We start from the raw sequence: 18,765 nt of genomic DNA on the forward strand, positions 1-18,765 counted from the left end.
TTTTTGCGGTATGTCCTGGCTAGGCTCGGTCCATGCTTCGTCCGCTCATCATCGCCTTCGCCCTGCTCGCCTCGACCGCTCATGGCGGCGAGCGTTATGTCTCGATGGGCAGCTCGTACGCCGCCGGCCTGGGCATCGCGCCCTATCAGGACGGCGCGCCGGCGCGCTGCACGCGGTCGACGCGGAACTACGCCCAGCAGCTGGCGGCCAAGCGCGGCTTCTCCCTCGTCGATGTCGGCTGTAGCGGGGCCAAGACCTCGGCGATCCTCCAGCCGTGGGGCGAGCTGCCGGCTCAGATCGATGCGGTGACGGCCGACACGGCCCTGGTCACGGTGACCATCGGCGGCAACGACATCGGCCTGGTCGGCGGTCTCTACGGCGCCTCGTGCCGTCAGCGGGGCGAGGCCAATTGCGCGCCGGCGACCACGGCCAGCGAGGCCGACTACGCGGCGCTGAAGACGGCCATGACCGGCATGGTCGCGGCGATCCGGCAGCGGGCGCCCAAGGCCCAGATCGTGCTGGTCGAGTATCCGGCCATCCTGCCGCCGCAAGGCGCCTGCACCGCCACGCCGCTGAGCGACGCGGACGCCGACGCGGCCCGGACCAAGGCCGCCCGGCTGTCGGCCATCACCCGCGAGGCCGCCGCGTCGGGCGGCGCGACGGTGATCACCACCGCCGAGTTCAGCCGCGGCCACGACGCCTGCGGCGCGCAGCCGTGGATGAACGGCTATCCGGCTCCGGGCGCCGCGCCCTATCACCCGAACCTGGCGGCCATGACCGCGATCTTCGAGGCGCTCGACGCAACCCTGCCCCGCTAGAGCGCGGCTTCGATCAGGCGCGGACCTGGCGTGACCATCGCCCGGGCGAAGGCGTCATCGAAGGCCTGAGCGGTCTCGGCGCGCTCGGCGGCCATGCCCATGCCCTGCGCCACCTGGACCCAGTCGATGCGGGGGTCGCCCAGGTCCAGCAGCCGCGAGGCCGCTGGGCCGGGATTGCCGGCCCCGGTGCGGCCCAGCTCGATGCCCAGGATCCGATAGGCGTGGTTGGCAAAGACCACGACGGTGACGTCCAGCTTCTCGCGGACGATCGTCCAGAGCCCCTGCACCGTGTACATGCCCGCGCCGTCGCCGGTCAGGGCCAGCACCTTGCGGTCCGGGCAGGCCACGGCCGCGCCCAGCGCCAGCGGGATGCCCTGGCCGATCGCGCCGCCCGTGAGCGACAGCCACTCGTGGGCGCGGGCGGCCTTGGTCTGGGTGAAGATCGGCAGGCCGGCGGTGACCGCGTCGTCGGAGATCACCGCACCGGTCGGCATGTGCTTGGCGATCGAGGCCCCGATGGCCCAGGCGTCGAAGCGGCCGGCCGGCGGCTCGGGCGCGGCATAGGCCTCGACCGGACCGGAGGCCGGCGCGCCAACCGCGTCGGCCAGGGCGTTCAGCGCCGCCGCCGCATCGACCTCGCGGCCGCACAGGGTCTCGACCGAGCAGTGCTCGGGCACCAGCACGCTGGGCCGGTCGGGATAGGCGAAGAAGGCCACCGGCCGCTGGGTCGAGACCAGGATCATCAGGTCAACGCCGTCCAGGTCCTTCAGGGCCTGCTCGCCGAAATAGGGCAGCTTGTCGGGGCGGAAACGGCCCTCGCCCCGCGCCTGGCGGGCGGTGAAGGTGTCGGTCAGCACCCGCATGCCATGCGCCGCCAGCCGGCCGGCGGCGGCCAAGGCGGCCTCGCCGCACGCGCCCGAACCCAGCAGCAGGACGGGCTTCTTGGCGAAGGACAGCGCCTTGGTCACACTCTCGACGGCGACCTTGTCGGGCTGGGCGAAGGCGGGCGGCGTGACGACGGGTCCCTTCACCGTCGCCTCGTTCCAGGCCGCGTCGGCCGGCAGCACGAGACAGGCGTTGCCGCCCGGCGCGCCATAGCTGGCGACGATGGCCTCGGCGGTCAGCGGCCCGACGCTGTCGGCGCTCTCGGCCGACTTGACCCAGACCGAGTTGGGCGCGGCCAAGGCGGCGATGTCGCTGTTCAGCGGGGCGTCGAAGCCGCGATGATAGGTGGCGTGGTCGCCGATGACGTTGACGACCGGGGTATAGGCGCGGCGAGCATTGTGCAGATTGGCCGCGCCGTTGGCGTAACCGGGTCCCAGATGCAGCAGCGTGCAGGCGGGCTTGCCGGTCATGCGGCCATAGCCGTCGGCGGCCCCCGTCGCCACGCCCTCGAACAGGCACAGCACCGAGCGCATGCGCGGCTCGCGATCCAGGGCCGACACGAACTGCATCTCGCTGGTGCCGGGATTGGCGAAGCAGGCGGTCACGCCGTTGTCGGCCAGGGTGGTGATCAGGGCGTCCGCGCCGTTCATGGTCTTCTCCGTACCTGTGCCTCTTGTCTCCGACATTTCGGCAAGAACGCCAACCCAGTTGCGCTCGGCACGACAGCCATTGCAGTCTGGTCGGCAAAACGGGGGGAAAATCTGCCATGAAGGCCATGAGCCCAGCCGCGCGCTGGACGCTCGTCGCGTCCGTTATCGCCGGCGTCAGCTATATCGCCACCTGGATCGTCGAACTGCCGCCGCTGGTCGAGACCGCCTGGAAGGGGGCCGGCGTCGCGCTGCTGGCGCTGCATGCGGCGCTGCGGACCCGGAGCCTGGACGGCTGGCTGCTGGTCGCGATCATGGCCCTGGGCGCGGCCGGCGACGTGCTGCTGGAGACCCACGGCCTAAGGGTCGGGGCGATCGCCTTCCTGCTGGGCCATGTCGTGGCCAGCGGCCTCTATCTGCGCCACCGCCGACGCGCCTCGCTGCGGCCGCTGATCCTGATCCCGGCGGTGACGGCGGTCGCCTGGATGCTGCCGGCCGACCGCGCCGCCGCGCCGGGCATAGCGGTCTACAGCGTGTTCCTGGCGACCATGGCCGCCACGGCGCTGAACAGCCACTTCTCGATCCGGACGGTCGGCCGCGGCGCGTTGATGTTCGTGCTGTCGGACCTGTTGATCTTCGCCCGCCTGGGTCCCCTGCCCGACAACCTGGCGACCGGGCTGGCGGTGTGGGGTCTGTACTATTTCGGCCAGATGCTGATCTGCGTCGGCGTCGCGCGCACGCTGCAGTCTAGAGCCGCATGACCGCCGCGTCGGGCGCCTCGGCGAACAGGCGCGCCAGTTCGTTGGGACGCCGATCGCGGGCCAGGGCCTGGTTGATATAGCCCTTGTCGGTCAGCTCGCCGCTGGCCGCGTCGGGGGCGCCGTCCAGGATCAGGGCGCGCGCGATCTTGCCGCCGCCGCCCTTGGCCGCCGCGTTCATGCGCGAGAGGCCGTCGAAGATCTGACTACGGACGGCCTCGGCATCGCCCAGCCGCTCGGCCGCCTTGGCGTCCACGAACAGCATCAGGCCCACGCCGTCCTGGCCCTCGCCGCAGACTACCGCGTCGGCGACCACGCCGCCGATGGCCGACACCGCCGCCACCCGCAAAGCCCCGGCCGCCACGAAGGTCCCGCTGGCCAGCTTGAAGTTCTCCACGAGGCGCCCGTCGAACACCAGGCCCGCCGCCGGATCCTCCGGATCCGCCAGCCGCGCCGCGTCGCCCAGGCGGTAGAAGCCGTCCTCGTCGAAGGCCTGGGCGGTGGCTTCCGGCTGGTCCAGATAGCCCGGCGAGACCTGCGGCCCCTTCACTCGGATCTCGAACTTGCCGCCATCGCCGGCGGGGACCAGCTTCACGGACGTGCCCGGCGTGGGCAGGCCGACCATCCCCGAGCGCGCGTTTAGCCAGTGGATATTGCAGGCCGTCGGCCCGGTCTCTGTCGCGCCATAGCCGGCCGCGAAGGTGATCCGCTCGCCCACCGTCCGCACCGCCACGGCCTGGACGCGGTCCAGGATCGACTGGGCCATCGAGGCGCCGCCGTACTGGATCACCCGGACCTTCTCGAAGAACTTCGCCGCCAGGGCCTCGTCGCGCTCTAGCTCGCCCACGAACATCCCCCAGCCGGCCGGGACCATGTTGTGATAGGTCGTCGCCACCTCGTGCAGATTGCGCACAGTCTCGGCAAAGCGCCCCGGCACGGGCTGGCCGGCGTCGATGTACAGCGTCCCGCCCCGGTGCAGCACCATGTGCAGGATGGCGTTGGCGCCCAGGCTGTGGCTCCAGGGCGCGGAATTGACCAGCACCGGTGGCTCGGGATCGGCGTAACAGGCTTGGATCTGGGCCGCGTTCAGCGCGATGTTGGCGTGGGTGCAGACCACTGCCTTGGGCCGGCCGGTCGAGCCCGAGGTCAGCAGCAGCTTGGCGACATCGTCCGGGCGGGCGACAGGCTCCACCGGCTCGCTCTTGAGCAGCTCATCGAAGGTCACGTCGCCCGGCCGCGCATTGCGGCTGACCACCGTGGGCAGGCCGGCCAGGAACGGCGCGGCCAGGGCGTCGCCAAAGGCCTCGGCGTCGTCGGCATAGACGGCGGCAGGCTTCAGCCGCTCGACGGCTTGCTGCAGGCGGGTCAGGTCCGCGCCCTTCAGCCCGTACTGCGGCGAGACCGGCGCGGCCGGCGCACCCAGGCTCATGGCGGCATAGGCGATCAAGGCGTGGTCGATGCCGTTACGGGCCAGGATCAGCAGCGGCTGGCCGCGCGAGAGGCCGAGCTCAGCCAGCCCACCGGCCAGAGCCGCCACGCGGTCCTTGGCCTGGGCGTAGGTCACCGTCCGCCAGCCCTCGCCGTCGCGTTCCGCCATCCACACCCGGTCGGCTGCCTCGATCGCCCAGCGCGCCAACGGCTCGGTCACCGTCCGCACCGCGTCCGAATAGGGCATGGGATTGCGCAGGATCAGCGTCTCGCCATGACGCTCGACTTCCAGCGCGCGGGGCGCGTAGCGGGCGTCGCGGAAGGCGGCGGTGTGGGGGGCGGATCCGTCCATGGCCTGTTATGCGCCCCCCTCGACATTTTTTCCAAGACCTGTCGAATCCGCCCGAACCCGCGCGTCTCTCAGGTCGAAGCGTCGCGATGGCCGCGCGCTCATGGGAGATGACCGATGCAATACGCCCTGCTGATCTACGAAAACGAAGACCTCTATCGCGGCGACAACGGCCGGGCCCTGGACGAGATCATCACCGCCCACGTCGCCCTGGCCAAGGCGATGGAGGAAGAGGGCATTCTGCGGGGCGGATCGGGCCTCAACAGCACCGACACCGCCACCACCCTGCGCAAGAGCGGCGGCCAGTACGCCCTGCACGACGGCCCCCTGGCCGAGGCTCGCGAGCAGTTGGGCGGCTTCTACATCGTCGAGGTCCCCGATCTGGACGCGGCCCTGGCCGTGGCCAAGCGCATCCCGCTGGCCGGCGACGGCTCGGTCGAGGTGCGCCCGACCACCGACTGCGGTTGATTTCTCTCGACCAGACCGCGCGGGAGGCCGGGGGGCGGATCGTCGCCGCCCTGGCCGCGGCCTTCCGCGACCTGGACTTGGCCGAGGAGGCCTATGCCGAGGCCTGCGCGCGGGCCGCCGCCGTCTGGCCGGCGGCCCCGCCCCTGGACCCGGCGGCCTGGCTCTACGCCACCGCGCGGCGATACGCGCTGGACATGATCCGTAGACGGAGCGTTCGCGACCGCCTGGCGCCAGACACCCCCGAACCCGAGGCCACGGCCGAGGAGATTCTGGCCTCCGACGCCCGCCTGATCCCCGACGAGCGGCTGCGGCTGATCTTCGTCTGCTGCCACCCGGCCGTCGCGCCCGAGGCCCGCGCGGCCCTGACGCTGCGGCTGGTCTGCGGCCTGTCGGTGCAGGAGATCGCCCGCGCCTTTCTGGTCGCCGAACCCGCCATGTTCCAGCGCCTGACTCGCGCCAAGAAGAAGATCGCTCAGGCCGGCGTGTCGTTCGAGGTTCCGGGCCCGCACGCCTGGCCCGAGCGACTGGCGGCCGTGCTCTCGACCCTGGAAGTCGCCTATGCCCGCGCCCACGAGGACGCCGCCGGAGCCGGGCAGCATGCCGGCTACGCCCGCGAGATGCTGGGCCTGACCGCCGTCCTGGCCGAGTTGCTGCCCGAGGAGCCCGAGTGCCTGGCCTTCGCCGCCACGGTGCGCTTCGCCGAGGCCCGGCGGCCGGCGCGACTGGATGCGGACGGGGCGATGGTCGCCCTGTCGGAGCAGGATCCGAAACTGTGGACGCGGCCGCTGATCCACGAGGGCGACGCCCTGCTGCGCCGCGCGGCCCGGCTCAACCGCCCCGGACCGCGCCAGCTGCGGGCGGCCCTGCATGGGGTGTGGTGCGTGCGCCGCTCCCTGGCCGAGCCGCCGCCGTGGTCGGCGGTGCTGGCGCTCTACGACCTGGCTGACCAGGACGACCCGTTCGTGCGGATCAACCGCGCCGTGGCCCTGGCCGAGCTGGGTGGGCCGGCCGTGGCGCTGGCCGAGGTCGAGACGCTGGACGCCGCGCGGCTGGCGGACTTCCAGCCGTTCCACGCGGTGCGGGCCGACCTGTTGGCGCGGCTGGGCCGGCGCGACGAGGCGCTGACGGCCTATGACCGGGCGATCGACCTGGCGCCCGGTCCGGCGGAGCGTCTGTGGCTGCTCCGCCGACGGAGCGACCTCTAGCGGGCCAGGGTTTCCAGGAACCGCACCGGCTCGCCACGGCCCTCGGCGACAATCTCGTCGTCGCGCATGACCACGATGCCGCGGACAATCGTCGCCTTGGGCCAGGCCTTGGCCTCGAAGCCGTCGAACGGGGTCCAGCCGGCGCGGTTGGCCATCTGCTCGTGGGTGATGACCTTGCGGGCCTTCATGTCGACGATGGTGAAGTCGGCGTCGAAGCCCTCGGCGATGCGGCCCTTGTCGGCCAGGCCGAACACGCGATTGACGCCGTGGCTGGTCAGGTCGACGAAGCGCTCGAGGCTGAGCTTGCCGTCGACCACGTGGGTCAGCATCACCGGCACCAGGGTCTGGACGCCCGGCATGCCCGACGGCGAGGCCGGATAGGGACGGGCCTTCTCCTCGCGGGTGTGGGGGGCGTGGTCGCTGCCCAGCACGTCGGCGATGCCGGCCTCGATGCCGCGCCAGACGCCGGCTACGTGGTCGGCCGAGCGGATCGGCGGGTTCATCTGGGCAAAGCCCTTCAGGCGCTCATAGGCCTCGGGCGCCACCAGGGTCAGGTGCTGGGGCGTGACCTCGACGCTGGCGACGTCCTTGTTCTGGGCCAGGAAATCGATCTCTTCCTTGGTGGTCACGTGCAGGACGTGGATGCGCTTGCCCAGGTTCTTGGCGATGCGGACCAGGCGGTGGGTCGACTGCAGGGCGGCCTGGGCGTCGCGCACCTCGGGGTGGCTGGTCCAGTCGCCAGGGCGGGCCAGATGGCGGCGCTCGGCCAGACGGTATTCGTCCTCGGAGTGGAAAGCGGCGCGACGGTTCACATGTCGCAGCACGTTCTCGACGCCCTCGTCGTCCTGAACCAGCAGGCTGCCGGTCGAGGCGCCCATGAACACCTTGATTCCGCAGCAGCCCGGCAGGCGCTCCAGCTCGCCCAGGAAGTTGGCGTTCTCGTGGGTGCCGCCGACATAGAAGGCGTGGTCGGTGTGCATGCGGTTCTTGGCGCGCGAGAGCTTGTCGGCCAGGGCGTCCGGATCGGTCGTCGTCGGCTCGGTGTTGGGCATCTCGAACACGGCGACCACGCCGCCCAGGGCCGCGCCGCGCGAACCACTTTCCAGGTCTTCCTTCCACTCCAGGCCCGGCTCGCGGAAGTGGACCTGGCTGTCGATCACGCCCGGCAGGACGGTCAGGCCGGTGGCGTCGAAGATCTCGCCGGCGCTGGCCTGGCTGAGGTCGCCGATCGCGGCGATCTTGCCGTTACGGACGCCGATGTCGGTGAAGCCCCGGCCCGCGTGATTGACCACCTCGCCGCCACGCACGATCAGGTCGAAGGTCTGGGTCATGGGAGGGCTCCTCGGTGGGTTTGGGCGGTCGTAGGAGCCCTATTCGAACCCCGCAACAATTATCCGCTCATCCCCCGCGAAAGCGGGGACCCATGCAGAGGTCACCAGATCAGCCGAGCAAGCCCGTTTCGCTCAGCTTGGGTCCCCGCTTTCGCGGGGATGAGCGGTTGAGGGTGCGGCGTCTTCGAGTTCACGATCCTCGGCCAGCGTTTCGTCAACCACCGGTTCCGGCTCGACCTCCTCGGCCTCGACGACAGGCTCGAGCGCTTCTTCAACCACTGCCGCTTCCAGCGAAATCTCCGCTTCCGACTGTGTGCGCGCCAGCAGCGCCTTCGCCGCCTTGACCACCGTCGCCACCGGCAGGTCGCTCATGTGGCGGATGGCCTGGGAGAGGTCGGGGTCGATGGCCATGAACTGGTCGAAGCTGCGCGGGCCGCGCACGGCCTCGGCGCGGTCGCCCCACGGGCCATAGCGCCGCTCGTCCGAGGGGCCGAACAGGCCGATGGTCGGCGTGCCGGCGGCGGCGGCGATGTGCATCAGGCCCGAGTCGTTGCCGATGAACAGGCGCGCGCGCTTCAGGCAGGCATAGGCGGTCAGCAGATCCACCTTGCCGGTCAGGTCGATGGTGCGGCCGCGGGCCGAGGCCATGCGCAGTTCCTCGACCATGCGGGTGTCTTCAGGTCCGCCCAGGATCAGCAGGCGACCGCCGGCCATCGGGCCGTCCTTGTCCAGCAGCTGGGCCGCCGTCTGGGTGAAGCGCTCGATCGGCCAGACCTTGCCGATCCAGTTCGAGGCCGGCCCCACCGCCAGGATCGGACCGTCCCCGACCAGCAGCTCGTCGGCCAGGGCCTGGACGTCCGGCGAGATGTAGAGGTGCGGCGCGGGCGGATCGCCTTCCAGCTTCAGGGTGCGGGCGGCGTCGACCACCTTGTGCACCACGTCGCCGGGCAGCTTCTTCCAGATCGCCCGCTTCTCGCGGCGCAGGAAGAGGGCCGTGGCCGAGCCGCGCAGGTCGACGACCAGGCTCCACTTCTTGTGGCGCACCTGGTTCCACAGCTTGAACCAGTGGCCCTTGCCCTTCCCCTTGGCCTTTTCCATCACGATCACGCGGTCCAGGCCCGGCACATGGGCGAACAGCGGCGCGGCCAGCGGGCCGGCGACGATGGTGAAGCGGGCGTTGGGGATCTGGTCGGCCAGCATTTTGATCAGGCCGGACGACAGCACCGCATCACCGATGCGTGTGGCCGTGATGAAAAGAATCGGGAAGGCCCGCTGTGTCATCGGACTACCTATAGATCGGTCGGTGAGTCGGCGCATCCCGCTATAGCGGTTAAGCTTTTGCCTTCCTGCGACCGAACGTCGCGCGACCGCATTGGCGCGGCGGCGGGGGCGGGCCTATATCGCCCACATGACCTTCGTTGCCCGCCTGACCTCCCGCGCCGTCATCGCCGTCTCCGGCCCCGACTGGCGCAGCTTCCTGCAGGGCCTGCTGACCCAGGATGTCGAGACGCTCGCGCCCGGTGAGCTGCGCTTTTCCGGCCTGCTGACGCCACAGGGCAAGCTGCTCTACGACCTGTTCGTGGCGGGGACGGAAGACGGCGCCCTGCTGGACGTGGCGGCCGAGCATCGGGCCACGATCATCACCCGCCTGACCATGTATCGCCTGCGCGCCAAGGCGACGCTGGAGGCGGTCGATACGCCGGTGTTCGCGGTGTTTGGCGGAGAGGCCGAGGGCTATGCCGACCCGCGGCTGCCGGCCTTGGGCGCGCGGACCTACGGCGAGCGCGAGGCCAATACGGACGAGGCCGCCTACGAGGTTCACCGCCTGGCGCTGGGCGTGCCGGGTCCGTCCGACTGGGGCAGCGAGGCGAACTATCCGATCGAGGCCGACTTCGACCTGCTGGCCGGCATCGATTTCAAGAAAGGCTGCTTCGTCGGCCAGGAGACGACCAGCCGCATGAAGCGGCGCGGCACGATCAAGAATCGCATGCTGCCGATCACCTTTGACGGCCCCACCCCGGCCTTCGGCGCCGAGGTGCTGGCCAACGGTAGCCTGCGGGCCGGCGAGGTGCTGAGCGGCGCCGACGGCCGGGCCATGGCCATCCTGCGCCTCGACCGGATCGAAGACGCCGAGCTGACCGTGGAAGGCCGGCCGGTGAAAGTCGACCGGCCCTCCTGGCTTAGCTAGTTAGCGGCAGCTGCCGTAACGATCCGGCGACGCGCCGGGACCACCGCGCCAGCCGGGCGGGTTTTCCCAATTGGTGCCGGGACCGCCGCGCGGACCGGGCGGGTTGTTGTCGTTGTCGAACCAGCACTTGGCGCGCGGATTCCACCAGCCAAAGCGCGGATGATAATAGCCATAGGCGCGGTTGTAGTAGTAGCCGTCGCGATAGCGGAACTCGACCCGCTTACCTTTCCAGCGATAGTAGCGCCGGTCGGGCGAGGCGCCGGGGCCGCCGCGCCAGCCGGGAGGGTTCTCCCAGTTGGTGCCGGGGCCGCCGCGCGGGCCGGGCGGATTGTCGTCGCGATCATGGTGGCGCTGGGCAAGGACCGGCGTGGCGGTCACCGCCGCCGTGGCCAGGGCCATGACGACCAGGGTTTTGAGGCGCTTCATCGGCGTCTGTCCTCCGTGGGTTCTATCCCTCTGCACCTTCCAACGCACGAGACGGACAATTCAGTCGCTCCTGAAGCGATGTTCCCGAAAAGTTCTAGCCAGCCAGGCCTGTTCTGCTAGCTTCGCCGCATGACCGAGATCTCGCGCTGCACCTGGAAAGGCATGAACGGCGACCCGTTCTACGAGGCTTATCACGACCACGAGTGGGGCGTGCCCGAGTGGGACAGCCGCGCCCTGTGGGAGAAGCTGGTGCTGGACGGTTTCCAGGCCGGCCTGTCGTGGATCACGATCCTGCGCAAGCGCGAGGCCTTCCGCGCCGCCTTCGCCGACTTCGATCCGGAGAAGGTCGCCCGCTTTACCGAGACCGATCGCGCGCGGCTGATGGCCGACGCCGGCATCATCCGCTCGAACGGCAAGATCGACGCCGCCATCTCCGGCGCCCGCATCTATCTGGACATGCAGCAGCGCGGCGAGGACTTCGGCAAGCTGCTGTGGGACATGGTCGGCGGCGCGCCGATCCAGAACCAGTGGCGGGCCGGCGAGGTCCCGACCCAGACGCCGCTGGCCGTCGAGATGTCCAAGGCCCTGAAGGCCCGAGGCTTCAAGTTCTGCGGCCCGGTGATCGTCTACGCCTTCATGGAAGCCACGGGCCTGGTCAACGACCACCTGGTGACGTGCTTCCGCCATGACGAGTGCAAGGCGCTGGGACACCGCCACTGACGACGGGCGCTCGGAGGGCCAGGCTCAGAAGAGCCCCTCCAGCAGCGCCTCGATTTCCCGCAGGACGATGTCGGGATGCGAGTTGAACACGTCGTGGTCGGCGCCGGCGATCTCCAAGACCCGGGCCGCCGGGTGCGCGGCGCGATAGCGGGCGATCTGTTCGTGCTGCCACTTCAGCCTTAGCGCCTGGTCGGCATCCGCCGGATCGGCCGCGCCGGGGACGGCGTAGATGGCCAGGATCGGGATGCCGGCGATGGCGGGAAACTTCTCCATGTTCTGGCGGGTGATCAGCCGCCAGGGCGGCGCGGGAGGGCCGGCCTGGGCTTTCGACAACTGGCGGCGGCGCTGGGCGGCGGCGCGGATGTCCGCTTGCAGGTCGGCGAGATCCTTGGTCAAGACCTCGTCATAGAGGCGGGCGGCGTCCGCCTTCGCGCCGAAGCGCGCCGTCTGCAGCTTGTCGCGCAGGTCCGCCAGATCGATCTCGACATTGGTAGCGTCCGGGCTGGCGTTGCCCGGCGCGTAGAACGCGTAGCCATAGGCCGCGTCCATGTAGACCAAGGCGGTGACGCGGTCCGGGTGGTGGCGGGCGAGGCCGCTCAGTTCCGCGCCGCCGAACGACCAGCCGGCCAGCGCCGCCTTCTCGAGCTTCAGGCCGTCCAGGACCTCGACCACGTCCTGGACCAGGCGGGCAAGCGTGTAGTTGGCGGGATCCAGGGACGGCTTGCCCGACTGCCCCTCGGCGCGCCGGCTGAAGGCGAACACCCGGTGATGGGCCGCCAGGCGCGGGGCGAACGCATCGAAGGCATGGGCGTCCGCGCCGGCCCCGGAAAGCAGCAGCACCGGAGAGCCCTGACCGCCATAGTCCAGGACCTCCAGCTTCACGCCGTCGCTGGTGGTGATGAAACGGGTCTTGTACGCGGCAGCGCCGGCTTGCGGCGGATCCGGCCGCACGGCCGCGCCGGCCGTGGACCACGAGGCCACGCCCACGAGAACGGCCGCGGCCAGGACGATCCAACGCAACACGACGTCTCCTATTTGCCGGCGTTCTCGATCGCCGCGTCGATCTCGGCCAGGGAATGATAGCCCGGCTCCATCTTGCGGCCGTTGATCTCGAAGGTCGGGGTGGCGTTGACCTCGTGGGTCTTGGCGTTGTTCTGCACCCGCGTGTTCAGGGCCGTCATCTGGGCCTCATCACTCAGGCACTTTTCGAACTGGACGTCGCTCATGCCCACGGTCTTGGCGATGTCGGACAAGGTCTCGCGCGGCGAATAGAAGATGGCCGGCTGGGCGGCGAAGATCGCGTCATTGACGGCGAAGTACTTGTCCTTGCCCGCGCAGCGCGCCAGCAGGAAGCCGCCCGCCGCCACGGTGACCTCTTCGGTCCCGCCGACCAGCATCTCGCGGAACACGTAACGGACCTTGCCGGTGTCGACATACTTGGCCTTGAAGGCCGGATAGACGTCCTTCTGCCACTTGGCGCAGACCGGGCACCCGACCGAGGCGTATTCGACGACGGTGATCTTGGCGTCCTTGTTACCCATCTCCATGTCGTCGGGCAGCGCCTGATGCGCCTTGGGTTGTCCGCACGCCGCCAGGCTGAGCGCCATCAAGGCGGCGACCGCGATCTTCACGTTGCGCATCAAGTCGGATCCCTCGAAACCGGAAACGCCACCATACGAGGCGTTGAGTTCGCCGCAAGCACACGCGATGGCTTAGCCGGCGACCTGGGCCTTGGTGATCTTGCACGCCCACCGATCCCAAGGGCCGTCGACCTTGCCCAGGTCGATCGCGGCGAAGATCACCTGGCCGCCCGGCGGCACGGTCGCGTGGATCACGGCCGAGGCGATCCCGTCCGAATTGTCGCCGCTCAGCATGTTGCAGCTGATCTGCGGCTCGCGGATCGGCAGCCCCGTGGTGTTCGTCGCCGCGCCGGTGGCCAGCACCGATCCGGTCTTGCTCTTGATGATCGTGACCTGGCCCAGCCTCAGGTAGCTTTCGGGATGGGCGCGGACCAGGATCGGGTCAGGCAAGTTCGGCGTCGGGGCCGCGGGGACCGGCTTGGGCGGCGGCGCATCGTCTGGCCGCGTCACGGCGGTCAGCGCGCCGCCGGCCAGGAACACCGCCACGAACACCAGCAGCGCCCGCGCCGGCGTGGCGACCACTGGCCAGCCCGGCTGCGGCTTGAACACCAGGAAGAACGCCCCGGCCGAAGCGATCAGCCACAGCAACGGCACGGTGTAGGTCAGCAGCGTCATGAGAGGTCCCCCGACCCGCGCTTCTAGAGCGGTCGGCCTTTTTCCACTAGGGCCGCTGGCTGACCCGCACCCAGTCGACCTCCATGGTCGCCGGCAGGGCGGTCTCGTCGACGCCTTTGGCGTTCACGCCCTCGGGCCAGCGGCCGCCGAAGGCCAGGTTGAGGATCAGGTGGAAGGGCTGGTCGAACGGCGCGGCGCCTCCTCCCTCCTTGGCGGGCTGGTCGTCGCGCTTCCAGTCGGCGGCCTTGGCCTGGGCGTACTGTTGTCCGTCGACGGACCAGAGGATCGCCTCGGACGTCCATTCGACCGCATAGACGTGGAAGCCGTCCGGTGACGCCGGCATCGCCGCGCCGGTGCTGACCTGCTTGTGCGCCCCGGCCGCGTCGCCGGCGAAGTGGATGGTGCCGAAGATCCGGTTCTCGCGCCCGCCCTCGCAGGCCTCGGGGGCGCAAGGCGCGCCAAGGTTCACGGTCTCCAGGATGTCGATCTCGCCCGACTTGGGCCAGCCGCCATAGGTCGACAGCTCGGGCATCATCCAGATCGCCGGCCAGACGCCCTGGCCGCCAGGGACCCGCGCCCGCGCCTCGAACCGGCCGTAGCGCCAGCTGGCCAGGCCCTGGGTCAGGACCTTGCCCGAGGCGTAGTCGCCGGTCTTCATCGGCCCGGTCGGGCCGGCCCACGGATTGGCCAGGCCCCGCGTCTTGCGCTTGATCGTGGTCAGCCGCAGCAGGCCGTCCTTGACCGCCACCGTCTCGGGGCTGAGCTCGTAGCACTGGCGCTCGTCATTGCCCCCGCCGCCGCAGTCGGCGGCGTAGTTCCACTTGCCCGGATCCAGCCGGTCGCCGTCGAACTCGTCGGACCAGACCAGCTTCCAATCGCCCTCCTGGGCGTGGACGGGCGCGGCGACGGACAACAGGGCGAGGGCGACGAGCAGGGCTTTGAAGGTCATGGGCCGGGATGCTCAAGCGCCGCCCACCCCGCGTCAAGCCAGGCCGGCGCCAGGCGTCGCGCGCCCGAGGCGCTGAGGTGGTCGTCGTCGAAATAGATCGGCTCGCCGCCCATCATCGCCAGGCACCGGCCGTTGCGGCACAGGGTCTCGGACGGGAACACCGCCGCGACGCGCGGGCGATCCTGGATGGCGGCGCGGATGGCGTCCTCGGCCGGCAGGGCCCGCGACAGGGGGAGGCCCGCGGCGACATCGGCGCAGCGGCCGCGCTTCAGGCCCAGCTGGGCCGACTGGGCCAGGCACTCGGGCGCACCCAGGGTCAGCTCCGGGAAAGGACCGACCACCAGCACGCGCAGGTCGGGACGGCGTTTGGCGATGGCGTCCAATGTGGCCCTCAGGGCGGTCGACACCCGCTGGCGCTTCCCCGGCTGGCCGATCGCCTCCAGGATCACGCGGGGCGAGTTGACGTCGTAGAACGGCGGGGCGTCGCGATAGAGTGGCCAACGCCCCATCAGCACCACCAGCTTCAGGTTGGGGTCCGAGGCGATCCTGGCCATGGCCAGGTCGGCGCCGGCGGCGCATTCCAGCTTGAAGCGGTACATCGTGCGGGCGTTGACCCCGACCAGCGGCGGGCAGCCGCCCCGGGCGATCTCGCGCACACTCCAGCCCCGCGCCACCGCCCATTTCACAACGCCGGGAGTCAGGGCGTCGGCATGGGAGTCGCCCCAGACCAGGACATCTTCGCCCTGCACGCCGGGCGTCGCGCCGAAGCGGCAGGCGTCGCCCTGGCCGCGCTTTTCCATGCAGGCTTCCCGGGCCGGATTGACGTCGGTCTCCTCCAGGTCGGCCAGGGCCTTGGCGGCGGGGTTGAGTCGGCCCGGCAGGCCATGGCTGAAGAACAGCAGCGCGCCCACCGCGATCGGGACCGGCAAGGGCAGCAGCATCAGGCCCAGGCGTCGCCAGGGCCGATCAGTCGGACCGCGCCGGAAGGGCTGCTCGACGAAGCGCCAGCTGAGGATCGCCAGCACCAGCGCCGCGCCGACCAGGCCCAGGCGCTGGACCGCGCTCAACGGCTGCTCGGCAACGTCGGCCGCCAGGACCAGCAGCGGCCAGTGCCAGAGGTACAGGGAATAGGAGACCCGCCCCAGCCCGACCACCGGCGACAGGCGCAGCACGGCCAGCCCCGGCGCCGCGCCCGATCCGCTCCAGACCAGCAGGGCGGTCCCGATGCAGACGGGGACAGCCGACAGCCCCGGAAACACGCTGGCCTCGTTCAGCAGGGCCAGGCTGCCGGCGATCATCAGCCCGCCGATGACGCCCGCGAGATTGGCCGTCGTCCGATCCTGTGGTGGCTTGACCAGCCCCAGGGCCAACACCCCGCCGGCCAGGAACTCCCAGGCCCGCATCGGCAGGCCGAAGAACGCCCAGTTGCCGGCCACCGTCGCCTGGGCCAGCACCAGCGAGGCGACCAGCAACACCAGCGCCAGGGTCGCCCGCGCGCCCCGCAGCCGCTTCCACGACAGCAGCGCGATCAGGGCTGGCCAGACCAGGTAGAACTGCTCCTCCACGCCCAGCGACCACAGGTGCAGCAGCGGGTTCTGCTGGGCGCCCGGCGCGAAATAGCCGGCGGTCTGGGTGAACAGGATATTGGCCGCGAACAGGCCCGAGGCCGCCGTCGCCGCCCCGGTCATGGCCAGGAGGCGCGGCATCTCGATCCACGCCGCCAGGGCCGCCGTGACCAGCACCGCCAGCACATAGGCCGGCACGATCCGCCGCGCCCGCCGCAGGTAGAAGCCGCCCCACGAGAAGCTCCCGCCGTCCCGCGCGTCGGCGATCAGCCGGGTGATCAGGTAGCCCGAGATGACTAAGAACACGTCCACCCCGACGAAGCCGCCGGGCAGCAGCCTCGGAAATGCGTGGTGGATGACGATGGCCGCCACCGCCACGGCCCGCAGCCCGTCGATGTCGCGCCGATAGCCCAGCTCGCTGCTCATGCCGCCCCCTGGAATTACACTCGTAATCAACAGAGCGGCCGCGCGAGACGGCGTCAAGCGAAACTATTACGTCCGTAAACTTCTTTTCCACGAGCCCGAACGCGCCTAAACAGCGGCCATGCGCACCGGACCCGACATGATGCTGGAACTGGCCTGCGGACAGGGTCCTGTCTGCGGGGTGGACGAGGCCGGGCGCGGCCCGTGGGCCGGACCGGTCAGCGCCGGCGCGGTGATCCTGGATCCCGACCGCGTGCCCAAGGGCCTGAACGACTCCAAGAAACTGACCGCCAAGGCCCGCGCGGCCCTGGAAGAAGAGATCAAGGACGTCGCCATCGCCTGGTGCGTCGGCATGGCCTCGATCGACGAGATCGCCGAGCTCAACATCCTGCACGCCGCGGGCCTGGCCATGTGCCGGGCCATCGAGGGCCTGTCGGTCAAGCCGGCCATCGCACTGGTCGACGGCAACTACGCCTTCAAGCTGCCCTGCCCGATCAAGACCGTGGTCAAGGGCGATGCCCTATCGTGCTCGATCGCCGCCGCCTCGATCCTGGCCAAGGAAGCCCGCGACCGGATCATGGTCGAGATGGACGCCGTCTATCCCGGCTACGGCTTCGCCGGTCATAAGGGCTACCACGCCCCGATCCACGTCGAAGGCCTGATCAAGCTGGGCCCTTCGCCGATCCATCGGATGGGCTGGGCGCCGGTCAAGGCCGCGCTCGCCGGCGAACTTTCTCTGGGCGACGACCTAGAGGCCTGATCCGAAAGAGATTTTGAGTCTGATCGGACTCAAATAGTCGCTTTCCAGTCGAGTTAACGCCCCGCTAACCACGTCTGATCACCTGGCATTTACCAGCAAGACTCATGATTCCGTTCGCTTTCTAAAGGAACGGGACCATGAAGTTCGGGCCGGAAACCATCATTCTGGGCGACTGCATCGAGCAGATGAACGCCCTGCCGGAGAAGTCGGTCGACCTGATCTTCGCCGACCCGCCCTACAATCTTCAGCTGGGCGGCGACCTGCTGCGTCCCGACAATTCCAAGGTCGACGCAGTCGACGACCATTGGGACCAGTTCGAGAGCTTCGCCGCCTACGACAAGTTCACCCGCGAGTGGCTGAAGGCCGCCCGCCGCGTCCTGAAGGACGATGGCGCGATCTGGGTGATCGGCAGCTATCACAACATCTTCCGCGTCGGCGTGGCCGTGCAGGACCTGGGCTTCTGGATCCTCAACGACATCGTCTGGCGCAAGTCCAACCCGATGCCCAACTTCAAGGGCACCCGCTTCGCCAACGCCCACGAGACCCTGATCTGGGCCTCCAAGAGCCAGAACGCCAAGCGCTACACCTTCAACTACGACGCCCTGAAGATGGCCAATGACGAGGTGCAGATGCGCTCGGACTGGACCATCCCGCTGTGCACCGGCGAGGAGCGCATCAAGGGCGCCGACGGCGCCAAGGCCCACCCGACCCAGAAGCCGGAAGCCCTGCTCTATCGCGTCATCCTGTCGACCACCAAGCCGGGCGACGTGATCCTGGATCCGTTCTTCGGCGTCGGCACCACGGGCGCGGCCGCCAAGCGCCTGGGCCGCAAGTTCATCGGCATCGAGCGCGAAGCCGAATATCTCGAACACGCCAAGGCCCGCATCGCCAAGGTCGTGCCGATCGCGCCGGAAGACCTGGACGTCATGGGCAGCAAGCGCGCCGAGCCGCGCGTGCCCTTCGGCACCATCGTCGAGACCGGCCTGCTGTCGCCGGGCGACACCCTCTATTGCTCCAAGGGCAACCACGCCGCCAAGGTCCGCCCGGACGGCTCGATCACGGTCGGCGACCTGTCGGGCTCGATCCACAAGATCGGCGCCCTGGTCCAATCGGCCCCGGCTTGCAACGGCTGGACCTACTGGCACTTCAAGACCGACGCGGGCCTGGCCCCGATCGACGTGCTGCGGGCCCAGGTTCGCGCGGGGATGAACTAGGCCTCGTAGAGCTCCAGCGGCAGGCCGTCGGGGTCGGCGAAGAAGGTGAACTTGCGGTCGGTGTATTCATCGACCCGCACCGGCTCGCACGCGACACCCAGGGCGGTCAGCCGCGCGACCTCGGCCTCGAGGTCCGGCGTGGCGAAGGCCAGGTGGCGCAGGCCGCAGGCTTCGGGATAGCTGGGCCGCGGCGGCGGCGACGGGAACGAGAAGAGTTCGATCTGGGCGTTGCCGGCGTCCAGGTCGCATTTCCACGAGTTCCGCGCCTCGCGAAAGACCTCGCGGATCACCGGAAAGCCCAGGACCTCGGCATAGAAGCGCCGGGACCGGTCGTAGTCCGAGCAGATGATGGCGACGTGGTGGATGCTGGGCATGG

At 69.9% G+C, this 18,765-nt stretch carries 19 protein-coding genes; 8 read left to right on the top strand and 11 right to left on the bottom strand.

Going from position 1 to position 18,765, the window contains the following annotated elements; all coding sequences use genetic code 11:
* Window positions 1–32 precede the first annotated feature (32 nt).
* On the top strand, window positions 33–818 hold the full coding sequence (locus tag AC1RR5_RS12040; RefSeq protein WP_492921816.1) for an SGNH/GDSL hydrolase family protein: 786 nt from the start codon (window positions 33–35) through the stop codon (window positions 816–818).
* On the opposite strand, the gene AC1RR5_RS12045 is transcribed toward AC1RR5_RS12040, so the two are convergent.
* Window positions 815–2,353 (bottom strand): acetolactate synthase large subunit, encoded by a 1,539-nt coding sequence (locus AC1RR5_RS12045; protein ID WP_492921818.1) that lies wholly within the window; start codon window positions 2,351–2,353, stop codon window positions 815–817. The genes AC1RR5_RS12040 and AC1RR5_RS12045 overlap by 4 nt on opposite strands.
* A gap of 116 nt (window positions 2,354–2,469) precedes the next feature.
* Between AC1RR5_RS12045 and AC1RR5_RS12050 the strand changes: the two genes are divergently transcribed.
* A complete protein-coding gene (locus AC1RR5_RS12050) occupies window positions 2,470–3,111 on the top strand; it encodes a lysoplasmalogenase family protein (RefSeq protein ID WP_492921820.1) in 642 nt (213 codons plus the stop codon).
* Here AC1RR5_RS12050 and AC1RR5_RS12055 read toward each other — a convergent pair.
* Window positions 3,098–4,888, bottom strand: a complete 1,791-nt coding sequence (locus tag AC1RR5_RS12055; protein ID WP_492921822.1) for a feruloyl-CoA synthase — start codon at window positions 4,886–4,888, stop codon at window positions 3,098–3,100. The genes AC1RR5_RS12050 and AC1RR5_RS12055 overlap by 14 nt on opposite strands.
* Before the next feature lie 114 nt (window positions 4,889–5,002).
* Here AC1RR5_RS12055 and AC1RR5_RS12060 point away from each other — a divergent pair, with 114 nt between their 5' ends.
* Window positions 5,003–5,353 carry a YciI family protein gene (locus tag AC1RR5_RS12060; protein WP_492921824.1) on the top strand — a complete coding sequence of 117 codons (351 nt, stop codon included), beginning with the start codon at window positions 5,003–5,005 and terminating at the stop codon, window positions 5,351–5,353.
* Window positions 5,350–6,558, top strand: coding sequence for an RNA polymerase sigma factor (locus AC1RR5_RS12065; RefSeq protein ID WP_492921825.1), 1,209 nt, complete (start codon window positions 5,350–5,352; stop codon window positions 6,556–6,558). The genes AC1RR5_RS12060 and AC1RR5_RS12065 overlap by 4 nt, the downstream gene beginning before the upstream one ends.
* On the opposite strand, the gene AC1RR5_RS12070 is transcribed toward AC1RR5_RS12065, so the two are convergent.
* A complete protein-coding gene (locus tag AC1RR5_RS12070) occupies window positions 6,555–7,889 on the bottom strand; it encodes a dihydroorotase (protein ID WP_492921827.1) in 1,335 nt (444 codons plus the stop codon). The two genes, AC1RR5_RS12065 and AC1RR5_RS12070, sit on opposite strands and share 4 nt — an antisense overlap.
* Before the next feature lie 132 nt (window positions 7,890–8,021).
* A complete protein-coding gene (locus AC1RR5_RS12075) occupies window positions 8,022–9,170 on the bottom strand; it encodes a glycosyltransferase family 9 protein (RefSeq protein ID WP_492921829.1) in 1,149 nt (382 codons plus the stop codon).
* Between the two features lie 127 nt (window positions 9,171–9,297).
* Here AC1RR5_RS12075 and ygfZ point away from each other — a divergent pair, with 127 nt between their 5' ends.
* Complete coding sequence (gene ygfZ / locus AC1RR5_RS12080; protein WP_492921830.1) at window positions 9,298–10,077, top strand: CAF17-like 4Fe-4S cluster assembly/insertion protein YgfZ; 780 nt, start codon at window positions 9,298–9,300, stop codon at window positions 10,075–10,077.
* Here the strand turns inward: ygfZ and AC1RR5_RS12085 are convergent, their stop codons facing one another.
* A complete protein-coding gene (locus AC1RR5_RS12085) occupies window positions 10,078–10,503 on the bottom strand; it encodes a hypothetical protein (protein ID WP_492921831.1) in 426 nt (141 codons plus the stop codon).
* Window positions 10,504–10,632: 129 nt separating this feature from the next.
* Between AC1RR5_RS12085 and AC1RR5_RS12090 the strand changes: the two genes are divergently transcribed.
* Complete coding sequence (locus AC1RR5_RS12090; RefSeq protein ID WP_492921832.1) at window positions 10,633–11,223, top strand: DNA-3-methyladenine glycosylase I; 591 nt, start codon at window positions 10,633–10,635, stop codon at window positions 11,221–11,223.
* A gap of 24 nt (window positions 11,224–11,247) precedes the next feature.
* Here AC1RR5_RS12090 and AC1RR5_RS12095 read toward each other — a convergent pair whose 3' ends face one another.
* From AC1RR5_RS12095 to AC1RR5_RS12115, 5 genes are all read right to left on the bottom strand, one after another.
* Window positions 11,248–12,243, bottom strand: a complete 996-nt coding sequence (locus AC1RR5_RS12095; protein ID WP_492921833.1) for an alpha/beta fold hydrolase — start codon at window positions 12,241–12,243, stop codon at window positions 11,248–11,250.
* An 11-nt stretch (window positions 12,244–12,254) separates the two neighbouring features.
* The gene (locus AC1RR5_RS12100) at window positions 12,255–12,863 is read right to left on the bottom strand and encodes a DsbA family protein (protein WP_492921834.1); all 609 of its coding nucleotides are present in this window, start codon (window positions 12,861–12,863) and stop codon (window positions 12,255–12,257) included.
* A gap of 72 nt (window positions 12,864–12,935) precedes the next feature.
* The gene (locus AC1RR5_RS12105; protein WP_492921835.1) at window positions 12,936–13,478 is read right to left on the bottom strand and encodes a hypothetical protein; all 543 of its coding nucleotides are present in this window, start codon (window positions 13,476–13,478) and stop codon (window positions 12,936–12,938) included.
* Between the two features lie 46 nt (window positions 13,479–13,524).
* Window positions 13,525–14,427: a glycoside hydrolase family 16 protein gene (locus AC1RR5_RS12110; RefSeq protein WP_492921836.1), complete on the bottom strand. Its 903-nt coding sequence runs from the start codon at window positions 14,425–14,427 to the stop codon at window positions 13,525–13,527.
* Window positions 14,424–16,418, bottom strand: a complete 1,995-nt coding sequence (locus AC1RR5_RS12115) for an acyltransferase family protein (protein ID WP_492921837.1) — start codon at window positions 16,416–16,418, stop codon at window positions 14,424–14,426. The genes AC1RR5_RS12110 and AC1RR5_RS12115 overlap by 4 nt, the downstream gene beginning before the upstream one ends.
* Window positions 16,419–16,536: 118 nt before the next feature.
* Here AC1RR5_RS12115 and rnhB point away from each other — a divergent pair, with 118 nt between their 5' ends.
* A complete protein-coding gene (rnhB, locus tag AC1RR5_RS12120; RefSeq protein ID WP_492921839.1) occupies window positions 16,537–17,175 on the top strand; it encodes a ribonuclease HII in 639 nt (212 codons plus the stop codon).
* 137 nt (window positions 17,176–17,312) lie between these two features.
* Complete coding sequence (locus tag AC1RR5_RS12125) at window positions 17,313–18,389, top strand: site-specific DNA-methyltransferase (RefSeq protein ID WP_492921840.1); 1,077 nt, start codon at window positions 17,313–17,315, stop codon at window positions 18,387–18,389.
* On the opposite strand, the gene gloA2 is transcribed toward AC1RR5_RS12125, so the two are convergent.
* Window positions 18,386–18,763 (bottom strand): SMU1112c/YaeR family gloxylase I-like metalloprotein, encoded by a 378-nt coding sequence (gene gloA2, locus AC1RR5_RS12130; RefSeq protein WP_492921842.1) that lies wholly within the window; start codon window positions 18,761–18,763, stop codon window positions 18,386–18,388. The two genes, AC1RR5_RS12125 and gloA2, sit on opposite strands and share 4 nt — an antisense overlap.
* Between the last annotated feature and the right edge of the window lie 2 nt (window positions 18,764–18,765).

It is taken from the genome of Caulobacter sp. GW821-FHT11E11, from assembly GCF_058808315.1.